Raw genomic sequence first — 19578 nt, 5'->3', positions numbered from 1 at the left:
GGGGCACCCGAATTTGTGTCACCCGGTTACTTCGGCAGCAGACCGAAGACTGCCACGCCATTCGTCGTACCGACGTAGACCTTGCCATTCACCACCAGCGGCGTGATGAATTTGTTGCCGTTGCCGAAGGCATCGCGGCTCGCCGCTGCCTGGTTGCTGTTGTAGAACTCATTCGCCAGGTTCGTCGGATCGTAGGCATGCAGAACGTTTGGCCCGCTGGTAGCGGATTGCAGCGCCCACACGATGCCGTTAGCCGTCCCGTTCGCGCTTACCGCCGGCGTTGTGCCGGGGAAGCCGTAGGTTATGGCGGATCTGCTTGCAGGTGTCGTCGCTAGCTTCGCATTGGTCAGCGGAAAGGCCTTCAAGGCATCACCGGACGCGCTGTAGTACAGCGTCCCATTGAAGACCACCGGCGTCGAGAAGACACCACCCGTCAACTGCCCATCGATCTGCTGATACAGGTTGCTGTCGGGTGCCAGGTTCGATGGATTGAACTTGCCCAGGTTGTCGCGGTCGGCCACGTAGATGCTCCTGTCTTTGCCCGCGCCAACGATCAGGTGATGCACCGTGGCTGCCGCGTCCGTCGCATCGAAGAGCACCTCACCGCCTGATCCCAGGTCAAGATCAGCGTTCGAGTTGGCGACTGTGTTGTACGCCTCGAAGTAGTCGGTGATGGCCAGCTTGCCCGCGGTGTTGCTTAGCTTCAGCATGCCGTTGCCATAGTCGCCCGACTGCGGAAAGCCATTGACCAGTGTGGTATCGAAGGTGCCGTTGCCGACAAGCACATACAGGTTGCCGCTCGCGTCCGCCGCGACTCCATCACCTGCCATCCAGATGGCACCCATGCTGCCGTTCGGCGTCAGGTTCAGCACGGAAGTCTGTTGCAAAGTGGTCTCGTTGTAGGCCATCATCCAGCCCGTGTACTGGCCACCGTCGCAGTGTGAGGTGAACGCCAGCACCAGGCTGCCATTCTGCAGCAACAGCGCGGCACGTTCCGCATAGAGCCCGGGGTTAAAGGTCACGACACCGCCGGAAGAGTACGGCCCGGCTCCCGGATACGTCGCCGTGATCTCCGTCGGTGTCGCAGCGATCTCCGCGCCGGTGGTGATGTCCAGCGCATGCAGCCGCTGGTGATACGTGCCGTTCGTCTCCTTGCTCATGCTCACGGTGAACAGACCACCATGCGCGCCGTAGGTGCGATCGATGACAGGCGTGGAAGTGATTCCGATCTCCGACGTGATCTGGTTGCAGCCATGATCGTCGCTCGGCACTTCTCCTGTCGGAATCACCGACTTCTGCCAGAGCACGACTCCAGTGTCCGCGTCGAAGGCATAGACGCTGCCATGCTCCGTCGCGACGAAGAGCGTGTTGTGCAGCGCACCACCCACGGTAAGATTCGCCAGGAAGAGCGGCTCTGCATCCACCTTGCCGTCTACGGTCAGGAAGTTGAGTTTGCCGAAGGTGTTTGCGTTCACGTTCGCTGGCGTCAGGATCGTCTCCTGCGCATTTACACCATCGCGCCGCACGTTGTAGTGGTACGTCGTCACATCGGGCGCCACGGTGATCAGTGTGCTTTGCACGGTCAGGGCCGCAGTACCGGTGTGGCTCAGGCTGCCTGAAGTGGCCGTGAACGTAAGGTTGGAGTTCGATGCAACCGCCGCCGCACTGGCGGTGAAGGTCACTGTCTGCGCTGTGCCCGGCGTCAGGACCAGACTCGTTGGACTTGCTGTGACGCCGGCCGGTACGCCCACAATCGCAACAGCAACCGTGCCCGTCAGGCCATTCACGGCGTCTGCGCGAACACTTACTTGGCCGGCCGTGCCGCCTGCAACTGCAGTGATCGCAGCAGGAGAGACTGTCAGCGTAAAGTCCGGCACCGGTACGGCAGGGGCAGAGATATTCGCGGTCACCGTGGCGATGTGTGTCAGCGATCCGGTCGATCCGGTGAACGTAACGGACGCGGTGCCGACGGTCGCCGTGGACGCCGCGGTCAGCGTCGTGGTCGCCTGCGCTCCAGCCGCCAGCGTAAGTGTCGAAGGCGAAGCGGTAACGCCCGTCGGCAGGCCGCCGATCGTGATGGGTATCGTGCCGTTGAAGCCGTTGACAGCGGATGCATTGACTGTCACAACCTGCCCCGCACTGCCTGCGGTAAGGTTCACTGTCGAAGGCGTGGCGGTCAGCGTAAAGTCCGCCGGGAGTGTTGTCGGACTCGAACCGCTGCACGACACCAGCAGAAGAACGATGATCAGGGCGGTCGCGGCAGAAAACACTCTACGCAGGGGGAGCATAGGGGTAGACCTCTGCAGACTTAGGATGGCGGCGTGTCTGCTGAGGTCTTCGCTTCTGTGGCAACAAGTCCTCAAAGCAGCTACCACTTTCGTGGCATCCTCAGGTCGTCGAGGGAGGGTCGGAAGGCGGCACGTACCCTGGCGCCTGCGCCGTCTGAGTGGGATACGCCACAGGCGGCGCATAACCCGGCGGCGGATAGGCAGGAGGAAAGCCCGGCGGCGGATACGGCATTCCGTACTCAGGCACCGGCACTACCCGCCACTGCGAGAACGCGAGGACGTACAGCATCACCAGGTTCACCACGGGGAACAGCATCAGCAGGGACATCGCCCCACTCATGCCCGCCTTCTTGAAGATCACCCAGAAGGGGACGACCATCACCGCAGAGCCGATAAGTCCCATCAGGACGAAGATCGGCATCATCGCCAACATCATGTGTTGCACTTGAACCGGATCGGGCTGCTGCATGGCTTGGCTCCTGAGAAAGAAGTTCGCGTGACGCTGTTGCGAGCCAATGTACATCAGCCCGAAGACAGTGCCACGCGCTATTTCTTCGGAGCGAAACGCTATGTCAGATCGTCGGTATCGAAAGCCGGCTTTCGTCCGAGCCGCGCCGTGCTGTAGGGCTCCTCACCGTCAATCAGCGTGCGCACCATCTCGTCCACTTCGTCCGGCTCTTCCATGGTGGCGGTCATCCGCTTGGGCTCGCCGGGTACGTCAATCGATTCCAGCAGAACCGTCACATGCGCTACGGCAGTGCCGTCCTGGTTCAGGCCTTCGGGTGTCTTCGCCTTGATGCTCACATCACGCTCTGAGATATCCAGCAGCTCCGCCACGCGCGCACGCATCTCGCCCGCAATGGGCACGATCTTCGGTCGCATCAGGATCAGCACGCAGTCCATGTTGACGATGCGGTAGCCCGCCGTCGCAATCTCTTCCAGCGCCGTCTTCAGAAAGATCGTCGAGTCGGCGTTCTTCCACCGCATATCGCTTGGCGGGAAGAACGTGCCGATGTCTCCCGCGGACACCGCGCCCAGCAAGGCGTCGGTGATGGCGTGCAACAGCAGGTCGCCATCGCTGTGGCCCGCCAGACCTTCGCTGTGCTCGATCTTCATGCCGCCAATCACCAGCGGCACGCCGGGCTTGAACGCGTGCGAATCAAAGCCGTACCCAATTCTCATACCCATCGTCACAGCCTGCTTCTGCCGCGGTGCACCCACGCAGCCTGGAGTTTCGTCGCCTCCCAGCATAACGAAGTTCGCGCAACGGAACCGGGTGCCCCATTCTTTGCGCTAGCAAAGGGTGGGGTATTCGAGCAACGCTCGAACCGTCCAGCTCATAGCGGCCCACGACTCGATGTGACATCGTTGGTCGCGCGACGCGCGACAGCCCACCCTTTCGCGAAGAAGCCGCGAAAGAATGGGGCACCCGGTTTTGTGCCTTGCTGCGCGACAGCTATACTTCACAACCTATGGTCGTTCACGCAATTCTTCCGGCAGCCGGTCTCGGCACACGTATGGCAGTACCCGGTGTCAGCGCCAAACAGTTCCTTTCCCTGGGCGGTATTCCCATTCTGATTCACAGTGTTCGCGCCTTTGCCGACAAGGCAAACGTCGCATCGGTCACGCTTGCCGTGCGCGCCTCTGAGGCCGAACATGTCGCGCAGCAACTGACCCAGTACGGACTGGCGGACAAAGTGCGCGTCGTCACCGGCGGCGAGACCCGCCAGGAGTCCGTAGCCGCAGCGCTGCGCTCTCTGAAGGCCGAGGCAGGCGACATTGTCCTCGTCCACGACGCCGTCCGTCCTCTGATTGACGGGCCAACCATCGAGCGCACCATCGACGCCATTGCGAAGCACGGCGCGGCCATCGTTGGCGTGGGTGCGGTCGACACCATCAAGCAGGTTGATCGCACGGCCGACGGCGCGATCATCACCGCTACCATCCCGCGTGAGCGCATCGTGCAGGCGCAGACTCCGCAGGGTGCTGTGTACGCGGATTTGGTGCGAGCCTTTGACGAAGCAGAAGCGGACAGCTTCGCCGGCACCGACGAAGCCAGCCTGCTGGAACGCGCCGGGATCACCGTCGCCGTCGTCCCCGGCTCACCCGCGAACCTGAAGATCACCCAGCCCGGCGATCTGGAGCTTGCGGAGTTCTATCTGCGCCAGCGCGGATAGTCCCGCACCTATTGGCATGCTGCGTTCCTGGCATCCGGCATGGTCAGGAAGCTGATACTTAAAGGCGCCAGCGACACGACGCCTTTCTTGACGCTCACTGCCTTCATCTCAGGTAAGGAGCCATTGTCACCAACCGTCAGGGCATGTCCATTCAGCATGGCTGAGGAGCTGAACAGCGCCGGCGAAGTGATCGTGTATCGCTCCGCCGGCACGGGGATACTCACCGTCTGCGCTGCGTCTTTGCTTGTATTCAGCGCTACCAGCGTGACGCCTCCGCGCGCATTCGGCATGCAGTGCGCGTAAATCGAAAGTCCCTCCGTCGCGGGAACTCCGGGATCAAGCACACGAGTTCCCATCGTCCGCTTCCAAAGGAGAGCAGCCCAGTATTTCGGACGCGGGTCAAGGGTTTGTGGGTTTAGAAACGCATAGTCGCTCGCAGCAAGCGTGTTCTGCATGACAGTCTTCACGCCTCGCTGCGCCAGCGAACCAAGTTGATGGACGTACCGGAAGGTATCCGCAAACTGCGACGACCACGGATCGCCGCCGCAACCGGCCTCCCCTGTCTCGGTCAGCCAGATGTCCTTGCCCGGTATCGACGCGTCCCGGATCTTTGCGTAGAAGTCGTATACCGTGATGTTGCGCGCGAACCATGCCGGTGTAAGAACCACGTCTGACTTGGTCGCGTTCGACCCCAGGCAACGGCTGGATGCCGTCGGGTAGAAGTGGTACGAAAAAATATCGTAGACAGGCCCGCTCGATGCCATCAGGTCGTGCGAATCCAACATGCGGATCTTCAACGCGGCAGGCGTTCCTTCAGGAGCGAGACTCAGTCCCTCACCGACGCTGCCCGGCCCGAGATAGAGGACATCCGGTGCCTCTGACTTCATGAATTTTGTAAAAGTCTTGACGTCTTCCCCGTACATCGCGGCGGTATATCCCTTGGGCGCTCCGCCAACGTCCGGGAAGGTGGGCTCATTCATAAATTCTGTCGCCGCAACGTGGCCTCCCAGGCGCTTCGTCGCGTCGAAGAACTTCTTCGCTTCCGCGGGTGTCCACTTACCGTCTGCATCGCGCGTGCCGGCACTAACCGCCACAGACGTTACCAGCTCCGCGTTCACCGCGTGCGCGAAGTCGATCACGCCCTTCCACTCTGCGCGCGTCATCACGCCGTTGTAGCCTGCGGGCGGCGTCTTCGATGCGGGCTGGTCGTCGTCCTGAAAGTATGTGAAGTTCCGCCAGGTGCCACTGACGCGCAGATAAGCAGGCCCAAGCGCCGCCGCCAGCCCACGCAACTTCGCGTTCGACAAGTCGATGGGAGGCCGGAACTCGTACAGGCTGGGATCCATCGCCCCGGGTTGGTTCCCGGATGTCTGCGACTCCTTCGCCGTACTTCCATAGGGCTTCCAGAAGCGGCCGCCGGTCACCTCGACGGCCTCAATGTTGTACGAGACATAGCGCGGACTCACTTCCGCGACGCGCTTCATGGTCGTTGGTTGCAACTTCATCTGCGCCTCGGCAATGGTCACCAGGCTGCACAGCAACGGCAGCAGGACTACGGGACAGGAAGTCTTCAAGAAGGACGCCTCCAGGGCGCTGCAGAGTATACGTTGCGTCGGAAGATCTTGTCCCCTTCGTACGCAGCCAGTGCTCGCAAATTCATCGCTGGAGTGAAACTCGACAAAGGATTGCGATCGCAGCTATTCCACCTGAGCTGCGGGGACCTTTGTCACCCATTGGGATCGCCATGCCGGAGCCTGAAACGGATCGGCGAAATACTGGGTTTCATGCACGACCTTACCGTCTGCGAACTCCATGATGCTTACCGTGAAGGCTTCACGGTCTTGATAGGTGATGGTGTATTCCGTAACCCAGAGATCGCCGCTCCCGAGAAGCCGCCGTACCTGGAACCCCGACGGCTTTCCGGGATGGTGACTTCTCAACGCCTGCAGATTCTTTCGTCCCACAATGCGCTCGCCAGACTGCGGGTACTCGCAGATAGCATCGTCCGCGTAGATTGCGTGTTCGGCATCTGCATCTCCACCCGCGGATGCATGCCAGTGATCGTCCAGTGCCTGCCGTATCGTTTCGTCCTGCATCGTCACTCCCTTGCAGCACAGCCGCGCGAGAGGCCACGTGACTCGCTACCGCCGCGTCTGCCGCTACAGCTTCAGCATCATTTCGTTCGTCTGCTCAAATCCGAATTTCTCATAGATGGGACGTCCGAACGGCGATGCGTGCAGCGTGACCACTTTGCATCCACGGACACGGCACTCTTCCACGCAGGCCTTCAACAGTTCTTTTGCCAGGCCACGGCCGCGAGCCTCGGGCGACGTGTAGAAGTTCAGCAAGTAGGGCCGACCCGCGTCGACGTGCAGGTAGTGAGGCGGAAAGTCGTTAAACAGGATGCCAGCGCCCGCCAGCACGGTTCCGTTCTCCTCGGCAAACAGGCCGAGATACCGGCCATCGACCAGGCGCTCGCGCAGCCATGGCTCGAAGGCCACGTTCATTGTGTCCAGTTCGTCCGCCGTGGCGAACTCGTTATCCAGGAACATGCTGTGGCGCTGCGCTGCGATCAACGCAACATCCTCCATCGTTGAGTGGCGAATGGTGACCATTCCTCCAACCTAGCAGCCCGCTTAGGATGGAGGGATGGCTTTGAAGGAAACTTTGCCGGTGAATCGCGCGCTCCTGCGCACGGGCGACCGCGTTGCGGTCGGGGTGTCCGGCGGCGCGGACTCTACGGCGTTGCTATTGACCCTGCACGAGCAGGCTGCGGCGTTCGGCATCGGCATCTCCGCAGCGCACCTGCACCACGGTATCCGTGGCGCTGAGGCGGACGGCGACCTCGCTTTTCTGCGAGAACTCTGCGCCCGGCTCGACATACCGCTGCACGTGGAGCACGCAGAGGTTACGGCCGGCAACCCCGCCAGTGCGGACGCGGCATCCCGCGCACGGCAGGGGGAACGCGAATCGCTGGAGGAGGCCGCACGCAACACCCGGCTGGCCTTCTTTGATCGCCTGATGGCTGCAGGTACGGCGACGGCAGTCGCAACCGCCCACACGGAGGACGACCAGGCCGAAACAGTCATGATGAAGCTGCTGCGAGGCGCCTGGACCGAGGGCCTGGGCGGCATCTCGCCCGTGGTGGACCGCGCGTCGGGGCGCATCATCCGGCCGCTGCTGAACGCTACACGGGCGCATGTTGTTTCGTTCCTGCAGGATAAGGACCAGACGTGGCGTGAGGACAGCAGCAACAGCTCCGACAAACACACACGCAACCGGGTCCGCGCCCAGTTGATGCCACTCCTGCGCGAGTTCAATCCGTCGATCGGCGCAACGCTGAGCGCAACGGCTCAACTCGCCCGCGAGGAGCACGCCCGCTGGCAGCCCGAGATCGCCCGGCTGCTGACCCAGCTCGCCCTGCCCGGCAAGCCGGTACGCGGTGGCGGTCGATCTGTCGGGACGCAGCCCGGCGAGGAGTCCGTCGCCTTCGAGCTGGAACGGCTGCGTTCGCTCGATCTTCCCACGCGCCGCCGCCTGCTGCGCGGGGCGGCCGAGAGGATGGGCGTCCGGCTAGGCTCAGCCGAGACCCTCAGGCTGCTCCAGTTCGCGGGTTTGGCTCCTGCGGATGCCGCGCCGGCCCCGACCGTTCCCTCAAAACCTAATAGCAGGCTCGATTTCGCTGGCGGTATGCGTGTGGAACGATCCTTGCGGGAGCTGCGACTGTCCCGCACTGCGTAGCATCGCATTTCAATGTCACCCGACACGACAAAAGTGAAATCGGACCCATCCGTATCCTTGCTGCCGGGAGTAGAATCTGATGGAATGTGCGGCGGATGGCCGTCCGCCGCTCTGCACCGGCCTCCCCCTGAAACAACCGGTTCGTCCAGACGTCTAATGAATGGCGGACACGTGTATCCGGGGAAGCGGGCTGCAGCGCAGCCATACCCATGGCGCCGTGGCCGAGAGAGAAGAGGTAGCAACGTTGAATTCCACTGTGAAGACCGTCTTGATCTGGGTGCTGATGCTGGGGTGCCTGATCTCAGTCTGGCAGTTCGTCACGCGCTCTGCCACGGGCGGTCATGATTCTGCGGTAAGCCTTTCGCAGATGCAGGACTTCGCCGACAAGGGCAAAATCTCTGACGTAACTGTCAACGGAACGGACGTGACCGGCCACTTCAAGGACTCCAAGGAGTCCTTCCACACGACCATCCCTGCCAACTATCCGGACCTGTACAAGACGCTGCATGACAAGGGCGTCAACATCACCATCAAGGACCAGAACAATTCCCTGTGGTTCTCGGCGCTGGTGCAGTTCCTGCCCATGCTGCTGATCCTCGGTGTGTTCCTGTTCTTCCTGCGCCAGATGCAGTCGGGTGGCAACAAGGCGCTGTCGTTCGGTAAGAGCCGCGCGCGCCTGCTGAGCCTGCAGCAGAAGAAAGTCACGTTCAAGGACGTGGCGGGTGTGGACGAAGCGAAGGAAGAGCTCAAGGAAATCATCGAATTCCTGCGCGAAGCCGCAAAGTTCCAGAAGCTCGGCGGTCGCATCCCCAAGGGCGTGCTGCTCGTCGGACCTCCCGGAACCGGCAAGACTCTGCTGGCACGTGCTGTCGCGGGTGAAGCAAACGTTCCGTTCTTCTCCATCTCCGGTTCGGACTTCGTCGAGATGTTCGTCGGCGTCGGCGCATCGCGCGTCCGTGACCTGTTCGAACAGGGCAAGAAGAACGCTCCGTGCATCATCTTCATCGACGAAATCGATGCGGTCGGCCGTCACCGCGGCGCAGGCCTCGGCGGTGGACACGACGAGCGCGAGCAGACCCTGAACCAGCTCCTCGTCGAGATGGATGGCTTTGAGTCGAACGAGGGCGTGATCCTGATCGCCGCGACTAATCGTCCGGACGTTCTCGATCCCGCACTCCTCCGCCCCGGCCGTTTCGATCGCCGCGTCATCGTCGACCGCCCGGACATCCGCGGCCGCGAAGAGGTCCTGAAGGTCCACTCCAAGAAGGTTCCGATGGCCGAAGACGTCAATCTGAACGTTCTGGCCCGTGGCACACCAGGCTTCAGCGGCGCTGACCTGGCCAACATGGTCAACGAAGCTGCCCTGACCGCTGCCCGCTACAACCGCAAGGCCGTACACATGTACGACTTTGAGATTGCCAAGGACAAGGTCCTGATGGGCGCCGAGCGCAAGAGCATGCTGCTCAGCGACCAGGAAAAGAAGGTCACGGCGTACCACGAAGCCGGTCACACCCTCGTCTCCGCACTTAGCGAAAACTCCGACCCGCTGCACAAGGTCACCATCATCCCGCGCGGTATGGCGCTGGGCGTGACGGTCTACCTGCCGGAAGAAGATCAACACACCGTCACCAAGGGCTACCTGACGACGCGTCTGGCCATGATGATGGGAGGCCGTTGCGCCGAAGAAATCTTCCTGCACGAGATGACCACGGGTGCCGGCAACGACATCGAGCGCGCCACCGAACTGGCACGCAAGATGGTCTGCGAGTACGGCATGTCGAAGATGGGACCGATGACCTACGGCAAGAAGGAAGGTGGAGAAATCTTCCTTGGCCGCGAGATCACCCAGCATCGCGACTTCTCCGACTCGACCGCGCAGGCGATCGACGCAGAAGTGAAGCGCTTCATGGATGAGGCGTACACCGCTGCGTACACCATCCTCGACAACAATCAGGACATCATGCACCGCATGAGCGCCCTGCTGTTGGAGCGCGAGACGCTGGATGCTGAGGAGATCAGACTCATCATCGCAGGCAAGGACCTGTCGCCAGTGCGCAACGCCCTGTCGAACTCGGATCCGGGCGGCGGCGAGACGCAGAAGGTCCTCAAGCCGGAAGGTGGCCGCGCGCCAGGCTTCGGCGAAGGCCGTCCCTCCCCCGCATAACGAACGAACCTGGAACGAAACCACGAGGGGCGGCCGCCAAGGCTGCCCTTCGTGCTTTGCATCTCTTCAAAAACGTCCGACTCTAACGCTCCTTCAGGATGAGTCGCAGATCCCGCAGGTTGTTCCCGGTCGGACCGGTCTGGATCGCGTCCCCGACAAGCCTCAGCAGGGAAGCGGTGTTGAACTGCTGCAGCGCTTCATCTACTGATTGACCGATTTGCTCGGCACGGCCCATTGTCGTTTCATCGCAGACCGCACCCGCCGCTGCACTCTGGCCGTCAACACCATCCGAACCGGCACTCAGCACAGTCGCAGGTGTGTGATGGGTCAGGTCGCGTGCACACCACAGCGCGAACTGGCCGTTGCGTCCGCCCTCGCCTGCTTCCGCACTGATGCTGACCGCAACCTCGCCCACCGAGATCACGCAGACGCGTCCGTATTTCGTTGCCAGCGAAGCGCTGCGGTCCATCAGGTAACGACCGGCGTCGCGGTACTCCCAGTCATCACATGCGTTGTCGATGACGGTGTGAAAGCCGGCAGCCCGCGCCGCTTCCGCCGCCGCGTGCGCCAGGTGATCGCCGGAAAGAATTACGTCAAACGAAGCCCGCGTAAAGGCAGCGTCGCCCGCCTTTGGCGTCTCCGGAAGGTTGCCATTGGAGAAGTAGCGAACAACACTCTCCGGCAGCGATCCGCAGGCATTCTGCAAGCGCGGAAAGAGCGTCAGGCAATCCTCAACGGTGGTCGAATCCGGCAGCGACGGGCCGGAGGCAATCGCATCGGGCTCCGTGGCCGGCACGTCCGAGACCAGCAGCGTGCACTGCCATGCAGCGGCCGCGGCGGCTGCGGCCAGACGTCCGCCCTTCACGGCAGACATATGTTTACGCAGTGCATTGATCTGCGTGATCGTCATGCCGCTGCCGACCAGTGCGCGATGAAAAGCCGCCACGTCGGCCAGTGAGATCGCGTCGTCGAGTGGCTTTTCCACCATCGCCGAAGCACCACCGCTGACGAGGAACAACACCGCATCGCGTGGCGTAGCCGTTGCCAGAAGGCTCAGGATCGTGTCGGCAGCACGGCGTGAGTGTTCCCCCGGCGTGGGATGTTCCCCCACCAGAAAACGCTCGTGATGGCCCGGAGGAAAGGTCTCGCGCGGCGCCACAACAACCGCCTGTACACGAACACCCTGCAGCTTCTCCGAAGCAGCTTCGAACATGGGTACCGCAGCTTTGCCAACGGCGATCAGGATGACCGACTCAACTGCTGCACGGGACAGCGTGTGCGCACCCAGTCGCAGCGTCTCCGCGTCAACGTTGACCTGCTGTCTCACTGCATTGCGCACATCGACGGCTCGCAGCGCATTCAGAAAGATGCGGCGAGCGACAGAACGCAACGCATCGCTCACACGCTTGCCTCTTGAAGAGGCTTCTGCGGCGAAAAGATCACACCAGCCAGGCATGCGCCAAGGCTTAGCGCGGCCGCTGTCGCCAGCAGGCCGGCACGATAGTCATGCGTGCGGGCCAGCAGCCATCCGGTGGCGTAGGGACCAATAAAACCGCCCACGTTGCCAACGGAATTGATGATCGCAATCGCCAGCGCTGCGGCCGCCACGGCGATGCGCTGACTGCTAGCCGCCCAGAAGACGGGCATCGATACAAACACCCCAAACGCCGCCAGCGACAGGCCCACCACGCACAACACCAGCGAGCCACCCAGCGCAGCCAGCACCAAGCCCAGCGCGCCGCAGCCGAATGAAACCACCAGGCTCAACCGGCGATCGCCATGACGGTCGGACCATCGGCACCATGGCAGCAGCACTGCTGCACCTGCGGCGTAGGGTGCAGCATTCAGCCATCCCAGCCAGCGCAGCCCGACGCCGTAGCTGGCGATCAGCCGCGGCGTCCAGAAGCCAAGCTCGTACAGCCCGATCATCAGCATGAAGTAGGTCGCTGCAAGAGCCACCACCAGTCCCACGGGCACCCGTTCCGCTGCACCCGCCGCCTCGCCAAGAGCGGCCTCCGCTTCTATCGCTCCGGTCAACGCCACCTTCTCTTCCTCGCTGAGCCATGTCGCCGTCGCGGGGCCTGCATCCAGCAGCCACGGTACGGCAAGGCCAAGCAGGATCGCGGGCAGGGCTTCCAGCAAGAACAGCCACTGCCAGCCCGCAAGGCCATGCGCCCCATTCATCCGGAGAATCGCGGCGGAGATGGGCGAGCCAACGACGCTGGACAGCGGAATCGCCAGATAGAGCAGCGCCAGGATGCCTGCGCGTGCCGACCCCGGTAGCCATCGCGTCAGGTAGAAAACGATGCCGGGCAAAAAGCCCGACTCCGCCGCACCCAGCAGAAACCGCAGCACCATGTACATCGTGGGCCCATGCACAAAGGCCGTGCAGCAGCCGACGATGCCCCACGAGACCATCAGAAAGCTGACCCAACGAGGCGCACCGACGCGCGCCAGCGCACTGTTACTTGGCACCGCAAACAGAAGATAGCCAACGAAGAAGATGCCCGCAGCCAGGCCATAGAGCGTGTCGCTAATGCCCAGGTCGCGATTCATCGTCAACGACGCAAACCCAATGTTCACGCGATCCAGAAAAGCGATGAAGTACAGCAGCAACACCAGCGGCGCAACGCGCAACGTCACCCGCCGGTACAGCGCAGCATTACCGTTCGCAACAGAGATCGGGGCAGAGGTGCTCACGCAGGAACTGTAACGCATCCCGGTCGCCGGCCCCACCGCTAGCGACGGCTACTTCGCCGTGTAAGGCTGCTCAAGCGGCAGCTTCTTCGGCGGATAGCATGCAGCCTGATCGCAGGCCTGATAGTACAGCTCTGCCTTGATGCTGTGCTGTCCGGGCTTTGCCTTCAGGTGCGCCGTCAGGACGATGTCGCCGTGGTACACATCCAGCTTCTGCTTCGGCTCGAAGGCAAAGGCGAACGGCTCGCCGGCGGGAAAGTCGACGCCCGTCACTTCGGGATCGTCCCCCACCATGGCGACCGTGAGTTTCGTCGGGATCAGCACATCGCTCTTCGGTGTGTGCGAGTTGATGTGGAAGCCCGGGTCGACGCGGAAGTGCAGCTTGACGGTCGCCGGCTGGTTTGCCGGGACGGACTGGCCGTCCGCAATGAAGTCCACATGACCCTTCTTCACCGCAGTCACGACGCCGGCATTGATGCTCTGCGCGCTGATCTGTCCAGCGCCGAGCATCAACGCAGCTGTGACGGTGACACCCGCGGTCTTGAAGCAAGAGACGAACGAACCCATCTTCACCACGATCAGCTACCCGCCACAATCTTCTGGATGTTCGCTTCCGCGTCTTCCTTGGGAGCCAGGCCAATCGCCTGCGCTACGATCTTCCCATTGCGATCGATGAAGAAGGTTGCGGGGAGCACGTCCAGACCGCCGTAGGCGTCGCCCACCTTCTTGTCGCTCATCAGGATTGTGTAGTCCACGCCCGTCTGGCCCAGGACCTTCTTGATCGTCGCCTGCATCTCCGGGCTCTTCGCGTCTTCGTCCTCGTTGATGCCGACGACCTCAAGACCCTGTGCGGCGTACTTCTTCTGGAACTCCTCAAACCACGGCATCTCCACCTTGCAGGGGGTGCACCAGGTCGCCCAGAAGTTCAGCAGGACGGGCTTGCCCTTCAGGTCGGCGAGTGAAACGCGCTTGCCGGTGCTGCTGGTCAGCGTGAAGACGGCTGCCTGCTTGCCGCGCATATCCGCAGCCAGCGGGCTGTCTGCCGTCGCGGTTGCGCCGGCCTTATCGACGCCGATGGACATCTGCTGGGACTTCGCCTGCGCATCGGCCACACGCCGAGCCCGCAGGTTGTGAACGCCGGCCCACACCAGCACGGCTACGACAGCAGCAATAATTCCACCAACGACGGCATTCCGCATTTCAGCAAACCTCAATCTCTTACAGATGACCCTGAACAGTGTACCGATGCATTGGACGCGCTCGAATGCGCCTTTGACACCCAATCGAATTGTCATCTTGCGCGCCACCTGGAAGTGTCCCGCCGTGCCCCAACAATTTGTCATCCTGAGCGCAGCGAAGTCGAAGGACCTGCATTCTGCCTGTCGCGCAGAAATCTGGTGCGGAGTTCCAGGCTGCTGTAACCGCCGAACCACATTTCCGGCCGTGCTGGCGAAATACAGGTCCTTCGACTGCACTTCATTGCCCTGCGTTCCGCTCAGGATGACAAGTCGTCGCAGGTGCGGACGGCCCTGTCACCCGACTCGGTAGAATGGACAAACTATTTGTCCGCGCTCCAAAGGGCAGGGAAAGCAAGTACAAACAACAATGCAACGCTGGTCCAAACTCTTCATTCCCACGCTGCGTGACGTACCCGCAGACGCGGAGGTCGCAAGCCACCAGATCCTGCTTCGTGCGGGCTACATTCGCCAGCTTGGCGCCGGTATCTACAGCTACCTGCCGCTTGCCACCCGCGCCATCAACAAGATCAACCGCATCGTGCGCGAGGAGATGGACACCATCGCGCAGGAGTTCTTCCTGCCCGCGCTGAACCCGCGTGAAATCTGGGAAGAGAGTGGCCGCTGGACCGGCATGGGCGACAACATGTTCCGCCTCAAGGACCGCAAAGGCGCGGACCTCTGCCTCGGCATGACGCACGAGGAGATCATGACCTCCATCGCTCGCGGCGAACTGCGCAGCTACAAGCAGCTCCCCCAGATCTGGTACCAGATCCAGACCAAGTTCCGCGACGAGCCCCGCCCCAAGAGCGGCCTCCTCCGCGTGCGCCAGTTCACCATGAAGGACTCGTACTCGTTCGACATCGACGAGGCCGGCCTTGACGTCAGCTACAACAAGCACGACGCAGCCTACCGCCGCATCTTCACCCGCTGCGGCCTGGAGTTCGTCGCCGTCGAGGCAGACAGCGGCGCCATGGGCGGCTCCCAGTCGCAGGAGTTCATGGTCTACACCGACGCCGGGGAGGACTGGATCGCAAGCTCGCCCGACGGCAAGTACGCCGCCAACATCGAGAAGGCGACCTCGAAGCTCGCAGCCGTCACAGACCTGGACGCAAGCGGCGACGGCACACCGGAACTCGTGCACACGCCCGGCCAGCGCACCATCGACGAAGTCGGCGCGTTTCTCGGCGTTGAGAAGCACGCGCAGATCAAGACCATGGCGATGTTTGCCACCTGGCCCGCAGATGCGAAGGGCATCGTGAAGACGCGCACCATCGTCGCCTTCCTCCGCGGCGACCACCAGTTGAACGAGGCCAAGCTCGGCTCGCTCGTCGGCGGCGCGGAGCTGCGTCCGATGGTCGCGGAAGAGATTGAAGCCACCTTCGGCGCACCCGCCGGCTACCTCGGTCCCATCGGGGTCGCTGCCGCAAAAGCCGGGGAAGAGAAGGGTACGCTCGTCGTGCTCGACGCCGCGCTGGGGGGCCGCAAGAACCTCATCGCTGGTGCAAACAAAGAGGAGTACCACCTCCGCAACGTCACTCCCGGCCGCGACTTCACGCCCACCGTCATCGCCGACATCCGCAACATCAACGAAGGCGAGCCCGACCCCATCGGCGGTCAGCCCCTGCGCCTGGGCAAGGCAGTTGAGATCGGTCACATCTTCAAGCTGGGCTACAAGTACTCGCAGTCCATGGGCGCGCGCGTGCTCGACAACAACGGCAAGGAAGTCACGCCGATCATGGGTTCGTACGGCATCGGCATCGAGCGCATCCTGACCTCGGCAATCGAGCAGTCCGCCGCTAAGAAGGGCAAGAACGACCGCGGCGAGTACAGCTACGCGTTGCCGCCGTCGATCGCGCCCTTCGAAGTCGTCGTCACGGTCACGAAGCAGAGTGACGCAACACTTGCCGCAGCGGGCGAGAAGATCGCGCTCGACCTGGAACAGGCCGGCTTCGACGTCCTGCTGGACGACCGCAACGACAGTGCCGGATCGAAGTTCAAGGATGCGGACCTGATCGGTGTGCCGTATCGCGTGACCATCGGCAAAGGCTTTGCAGACGGCACGCTGGAAGTGGTCGATCGTCTCAGCGGCAACACGGAGAACATCGCCGTCGCCGATGTGGTGAATGCAATGATCACCATCCGTCAACAGACCCTTGGCACCGGGACTGCGTCCAACGCGGAGTAGTGTTTCAAGTCGTGCGGCGTGGTGCGATCGGGAGTGGGCGGAGTCTACGGGCCCTGTGACGCTTCCGGTCGCCCATCGGCCGGAGACACGTAGGAGGACGATGGCGGTCAAGGTAAAGCTCGGCAACGGCGGCAAGCGGTACGACGAAGACCCACGAGCACGTCGTCCCCGCGGCTATCGGCCGCTGTGGCAGCGCGCCCTGCTGTTCCTTGTCGTCGTCGGTCTGGCATGCCTGCTGGTGGGCGCCATCACCTTTGGCTACTACTACAACCACTACCAAAAAGTGGTGGATGACCGTATGAACAACGGTCCTCTCTTCGCCAGCACGGCACAGATTTATGCCGCACCGAAAGAGGTGCGCACCGGCCAGACGTTGACGGTGGAGTCCATCGCACAGGATCTGCGCCGGGCTGGCTATAACGCCAACTCGAACCTTGGCACCTACCAGCTTTCGGGCGACACCATCACCATCAAGCCCGGCCCCGGCTCCTTTCATTCCACGGATGGCGCCACCATCACGGCAACGGGCGGTATCGTTCAAAACATTGCCGCGGACAACGGTGCCGCGCTGCGCGCCTACGAGCTGGAGCCGCAGCTCATCACCAGCCTGAGCGAGAGTAAGAACCGCACCAAGCGCCGGCTGGTGACCTACAACCAGATTCCCCAGCGACTGGTGCAGGCCGTCACGGCGATTGAAGATCGCCGCTTCTTTGAGCACAATGGCCTTAACTTCGGCCGGCTGGTGAAGTGCGGTGTGGAAGATACCTTGAGCCGTCACTTCTCCTGCGGCGGATCGACGCTCACGCAGCAGTTGGCGCGTGGCTTCTTCCTTTCCCCGGAGAAACACATCAAGCGCAAGCTGATCGAAATCATGATCACCCTGCAGCTTGAGTCGCGCTTCAGCAAACCGCAGATCTTCGAGATGTACGCCAACCAGATTCCCCTTGGGCAGCGTGGCTCTTTCGCGATCAATGGTTTCGGGGAAGCATCACAGGCGTACTTCGGAAAAGACCTGAAGCAGCTTGACCTGGCGGAGTGTGCCCTGCTCGCGGGCATCATTCAGCGCCCCAGTTATTTCAACCCCTTCCGCCATCCCGAACGCGTTCTGGAACGCCGCAACCTTGTGCTGCGATCCATGGTGGAAACCGGCTCTCTGACTGCCGCACAGTCCGAACGCGCGCAGGCCGAGCCGCTGAAGCTGGCGCCGCAGAACGTCGACGCCAGCGAAGCACCCTACTTCGTCGACATGGTGCACGACCAACTGCAGCAGCGCCTGGGAGACCAGCAGAACAACGGTTCGCCCCTCCGCATCTACACCTCGCTCGACCCTGATCTGCAGAAGGCCGCCGCCGATGCCGTAGCGGCAATGATGCCGCGCATCGACGAGATGATTCGCAAGCGCCACCAGGGCGATACACCCCTCAAGTATCCCCAGGTTTCCCTCGTCGCCCTCGATCCGCATACAGGCCAGGTGCTTGCGCTGGTGGGTGGCCGCAACTACGGCCAGTCGCAGTTGAACCATGCAGTCTCCAGCCGGCCGACGGGATCCATCTTCAAACCGCTGGTCTTCGCTACCGCCTTCTCGCAGAGCGTGGCGGGGCAGGCGCTGGGTGACAGCGGACCCTTCACTGCGGTCACGCCCCTGAACGACGATCCGCAGGATTTCAGCACGGGCGGCAAGTCGTACACGCCCGGCAATTTTGAGCGTGGCGAGTATCCCGGCATGGTGCCGGCCCAGGTGGCGCTTGAGCATTCCCTCAACATTGCAACGATCTCGCTGGCACAGCGTGTGGGATTCGAGAATGTGGCTGCGATGGCGCGTTCCGCCGGCATCACTTCCGCGCGGCCCACGCCGTCCGTTGCCATCGGTACGTACAGCGCAACGCCCATGGATATGGCGGGTGTCTACACCGTCTTTGCCAACCGCGGCGTGCATCTGAATCCGTGGCTGCTGGCAAGTGTTCGCAATGATCGCGGTGACATCGTAGCCGATTTCACACCGGAAGCGCGGCAGGTCCTGGACCCGAAAGTGGCCTTCCTGACGCAGTCCATGATGGAAGGCGTGATGACGCGCGGCACTGCGGCGGGCGTCCGTGCGCTTGGCTTTACGGCCCCGGCTGCCGGCAAGACCGGTACCTCGCACGACGTGTGGTTTGCCGGTTATTCGTCCAACCTGCTGTGCATCGTGTGGATCGGGAACGATGACTACACGGACATCTCCGACAACCTGAGCAAGAAGGTGCAGGGTGCCGATACGGCCGCACCCATCTGGGCTGAGTTCATGAAGCGCGCCATTAAGTTGCCGCAGTACAGCGACATGAAGCCCTTCACACCTGCGCCGGACGGCATCAGCCTCTACCGCATCGACAAGGCCACCAGCCAGCTCGCAGACGAAACCTGCCCTATCGCCAACTACACGGCAGCCTTCGTGGAAGGCACGCAGCCACACAACACCTGCAGCCATATGGGCGACGGCACCGGCATCATGGGCTCACTCTTCGGCGCAGACAGCAGCACCGCAGGCACCAACATGACTGGCGGCGGCAGCGGCACGAACAGCAGCGGCGTCAATGGCAATAACGGTAGCGGCAATCTGAACCCGGACGGCACACCCCATCGCAACATCTTCCAGAAGATGTTCGGCCTGGGCAAGCACGAAGACAACAACATCCAGCCCACACCAAGCCAGCCCGCAACCCCACAATCGCCACCGCCACAGCCCATCACCATCCCGCGATAACAGCGAGCTGTGAAGATCACCGGGTGCCCCGTCCTCTTCCAAAGGATGGGGTGGCCTACTCAGGTGCGCAGAGGTTGGCGCTCTGCGCGATATCCCACCCTTTCGCGACGAAGCCGCGAAAGGATGGGGCGCCCGGAGTCGTTTTGTATTGGGGGCGGCAATGGTAGGCACCGAGAGCGCTTGACACGCGCGATACAATAATGACAACGAAGCGGGAAAGCCAACTGGCTCTCCCGCTTTTCTATTGTCCGCTAAGTCCTTTGTAATCTTATTTTTACCCGTAACTCCTTTGGAATCTAATTTTTGCCATATCGGGAATCGTCAACCCTTTTCGAAAGTAATATTTAG

General features: G+C 62.1%; 15 protein-coding genes. 5 read left to right on the top strand and 10 right to left on the bottom strand.

The window, feature by feature from the left end; genetic code table 11:
* Positions 1–26 precede the first annotated feature (26 nt).
* The 3 genes from BLW03_RS07175 to ispF all read right to left on the bottom strand — a co-directional run bounded on the left by BLW03_RS07175 (position 27) and on the right by ispF (position 3476).
* On the bottom strand, positions 27–2288 hold the full coding sequence (locus BLW03_RS07175; RefSeq protein ID WP_074652997.1) for a PQQ-binding-like beta-propeller repeat protein: 2262 nt from the start codon (positions 2286–2288) through the stop codon (positions 27–29).
* Between the two features lie 100 nt (positions 2289–2388).
* On the bottom strand, positions 2389–2757 hold the full coding sequence (locus BLW03_RS20825) for a hypothetical protein (protein WP_212733153.1): 369 nt from the start codon (positions 2755–2757) through the stop codon (positions 2389–2391).
* A 98-nt stretch (positions 2758–2855) separates the two neighbouring features.
* Entirely contained in the window at positions 2856–3476 is a 621-nt protein-coding gene (gene ispF, locus BLW03_RS07165; RefSeq protein ID WP_074655841.1) for a 2-C-methyl-D-erythritol 2,4-cyclodiphosphate synthase, read from the bottom strand.
* 284 nt (positions 3477–3760) lie between these two features.
* Between ispF and ispD the strand changes: the two genes are divergently transcribed.
* Positions 3761–4465, top strand: coding sequence for a 2-C-methyl-D-erythritol 4-phosphate cytidylyltransferase (gene ispD, locus BLW03_RS07160; protein WP_074652994.1), 705 nt, complete (start codon positions 3761–3763; stop codon positions 4463–4465).
* An 8-nt stretch (positions 4466–4473) separates the two neighbouring features.
* Here the strand turns inward: ispD and BLW03_RS07155 are convergent, their stop codons facing one another.
* From BLW03_RS07155 to BLW03_RS07145, 3 genes are all read right to left on the bottom strand, one after another.
* Positions 4474–6039 (bottom strand): hypothetical protein, encoded by a 1566-nt coding sequence (locus tag BLW03_RS07155; RefSeq protein ID WP_244501995.1) that lies wholly within the window; start codon positions 6037–6039, stop codon positions 4474–4476.
* Positions 6040–6162: 123 nt separating this feature from the next.
* Complete coding sequence (locus tag BLW03_RS07150; protein WP_074652991.1) at positions 6163–6561, bottom strand: nuclear transport factor 2 family protein; 399 nt, start codon at positions 6559–6561, stop codon at positions 6163–6165.
* A 63-nt stretch (positions 6562–6624) separates the two neighbouring features.
* Entirely contained in the window at positions 6625–7080 is a 456-nt protein-coding gene (locus tag BLW03_RS07145) for a GNAT family N-acetyltransferase (protein WP_074652989.1), read from the bottom strand.
* A gap of 34 nt (positions 7081–7114) precedes the next feature.
* Here BLW03_RS07145 and tilS point away from each other — a divergent pair, with 34 nt between their 5' ends.
* Positions 7115–8206, top strand: a complete 1092-nt coding sequence (tilS, locus tag BLW03_RS07140) for a tRNA lysidine(34) synthetase TilS (protein ID WP_074652988.1) — start codon at positions 7115–7117, stop codon at positions 8204–8206.
* Between the two features lie 244 nt (positions 8207–8450).
* Positions 8451–10370 carry an ATP-dependent zinc metalloprotease FtsH gene (gene ftsH, locus BLW03_RS07135; protein ID WP_074652986.1) on the top strand — a complete coding sequence of 640 codons (1920 nt, stop codon included), beginning with the start codon at positions 8451–8453 and terminating at the stop codon, positions 10368–10370.
* An 82-nt stretch (positions 10371–10452) separates the two neighbouring features.
* On the opposite strand, the gene BLW03_RS07130 is transcribed toward ftsH, so the two are convergent.
* The 4 genes from BLW03_RS07130 to BLW03_RS07115 are packed head-to-tail and all read right to left on the bottom strand — an operon-like array spanning position 10453 to position 14266.
* A complete protein-coding gene (locus BLW03_RS07130; RefSeq protein WP_170834985.1) occupies positions 10453–11772 on the bottom strand; it encodes a glycerate kinase type-2 family protein in 1320 nt (439 codons plus the stop codon).
* A complete protein-coding gene (locus tag BLW03_RS07125) occupies positions 11769–13070 on the bottom strand; it encodes an MFS transporter (RefSeq protein WP_244501994.1) in 1302 nt (433 codons plus the stop codon). Before BLW03_RS07125 ends, BLW03_RS07130 begins: the two co-directional genes overlap by 4 nt.
* A 48-nt stretch (positions 13071–13118) precedes the next feature.
* Complete coding sequence (locus tag BLW03_RS07120; RefSeq protein WP_074655839.1) at positions 13119–13634, bottom strand: protein-disulfide reductase DsbD N-terminal domain-containing protein; 516 nt, start codon at positions 13632–13634, stop codon at positions 13119–13121.
* 11 nt (positions 13635–13645) lie between these two features.
* On the bottom strand, positions 13646–14266 hold the full coding sequence (locus tag BLW03_RS07115) for a TlpA family protein disulfide reductase (RefSeq protein WP_074655838.1): 621 nt from the start codon (positions 14264–14266) through the stop codon (positions 13646–13648).
* Positions 14267–14672: 406 nt separating this feature from the next.
* Here BLW03_RS07115 and BLW03_RS07110 point away from each other — a divergent pair, with 406 nt between their 5' ends.
* Both BLW03_RS07110 and BLW03_RS07105 read left to right on the top strand, forming a co-directional pair.
* Positions 14673–16490 (top strand): proline--tRNA ligase, encoded by a 1818-nt coding sequence (locus BLW03_RS07110; protein ID WP_074652983.1) that lies wholly within the window; start codon positions 14673–14675, stop codon positions 16488–16490.
* A 100-nt stretch (positions 16491–16590) separates the two neighbouring features.
* Positions 16591–19230 (top strand): transglycosylase domain-containing protein, encoded by a 2640-nt coding sequence (locus tag BLW03_RS07105; protein ID WP_074652981.1) that lies wholly within the window; start codon positions 16591–16593, stop codon positions 19228–19230.
* The last annotated feature ends 348 nt before the right edge of the window (positions 19231–19578 follow it).

Source organism: Terriglobus roseus, from assembly GCF_900105625.1.
GTDB classification, from domain to species: Bacteria; Acidobacteriota; Terriglobia; order Terriglobales; family Acidobacteriaceae; genus Terriglobus; species Terriglobus roseus_B.
The sequence above is the reverse complement of the archived record's forward strand: the minus strand, read 5'-3'. Positions and strand labels throughout refer to the sequence as shown.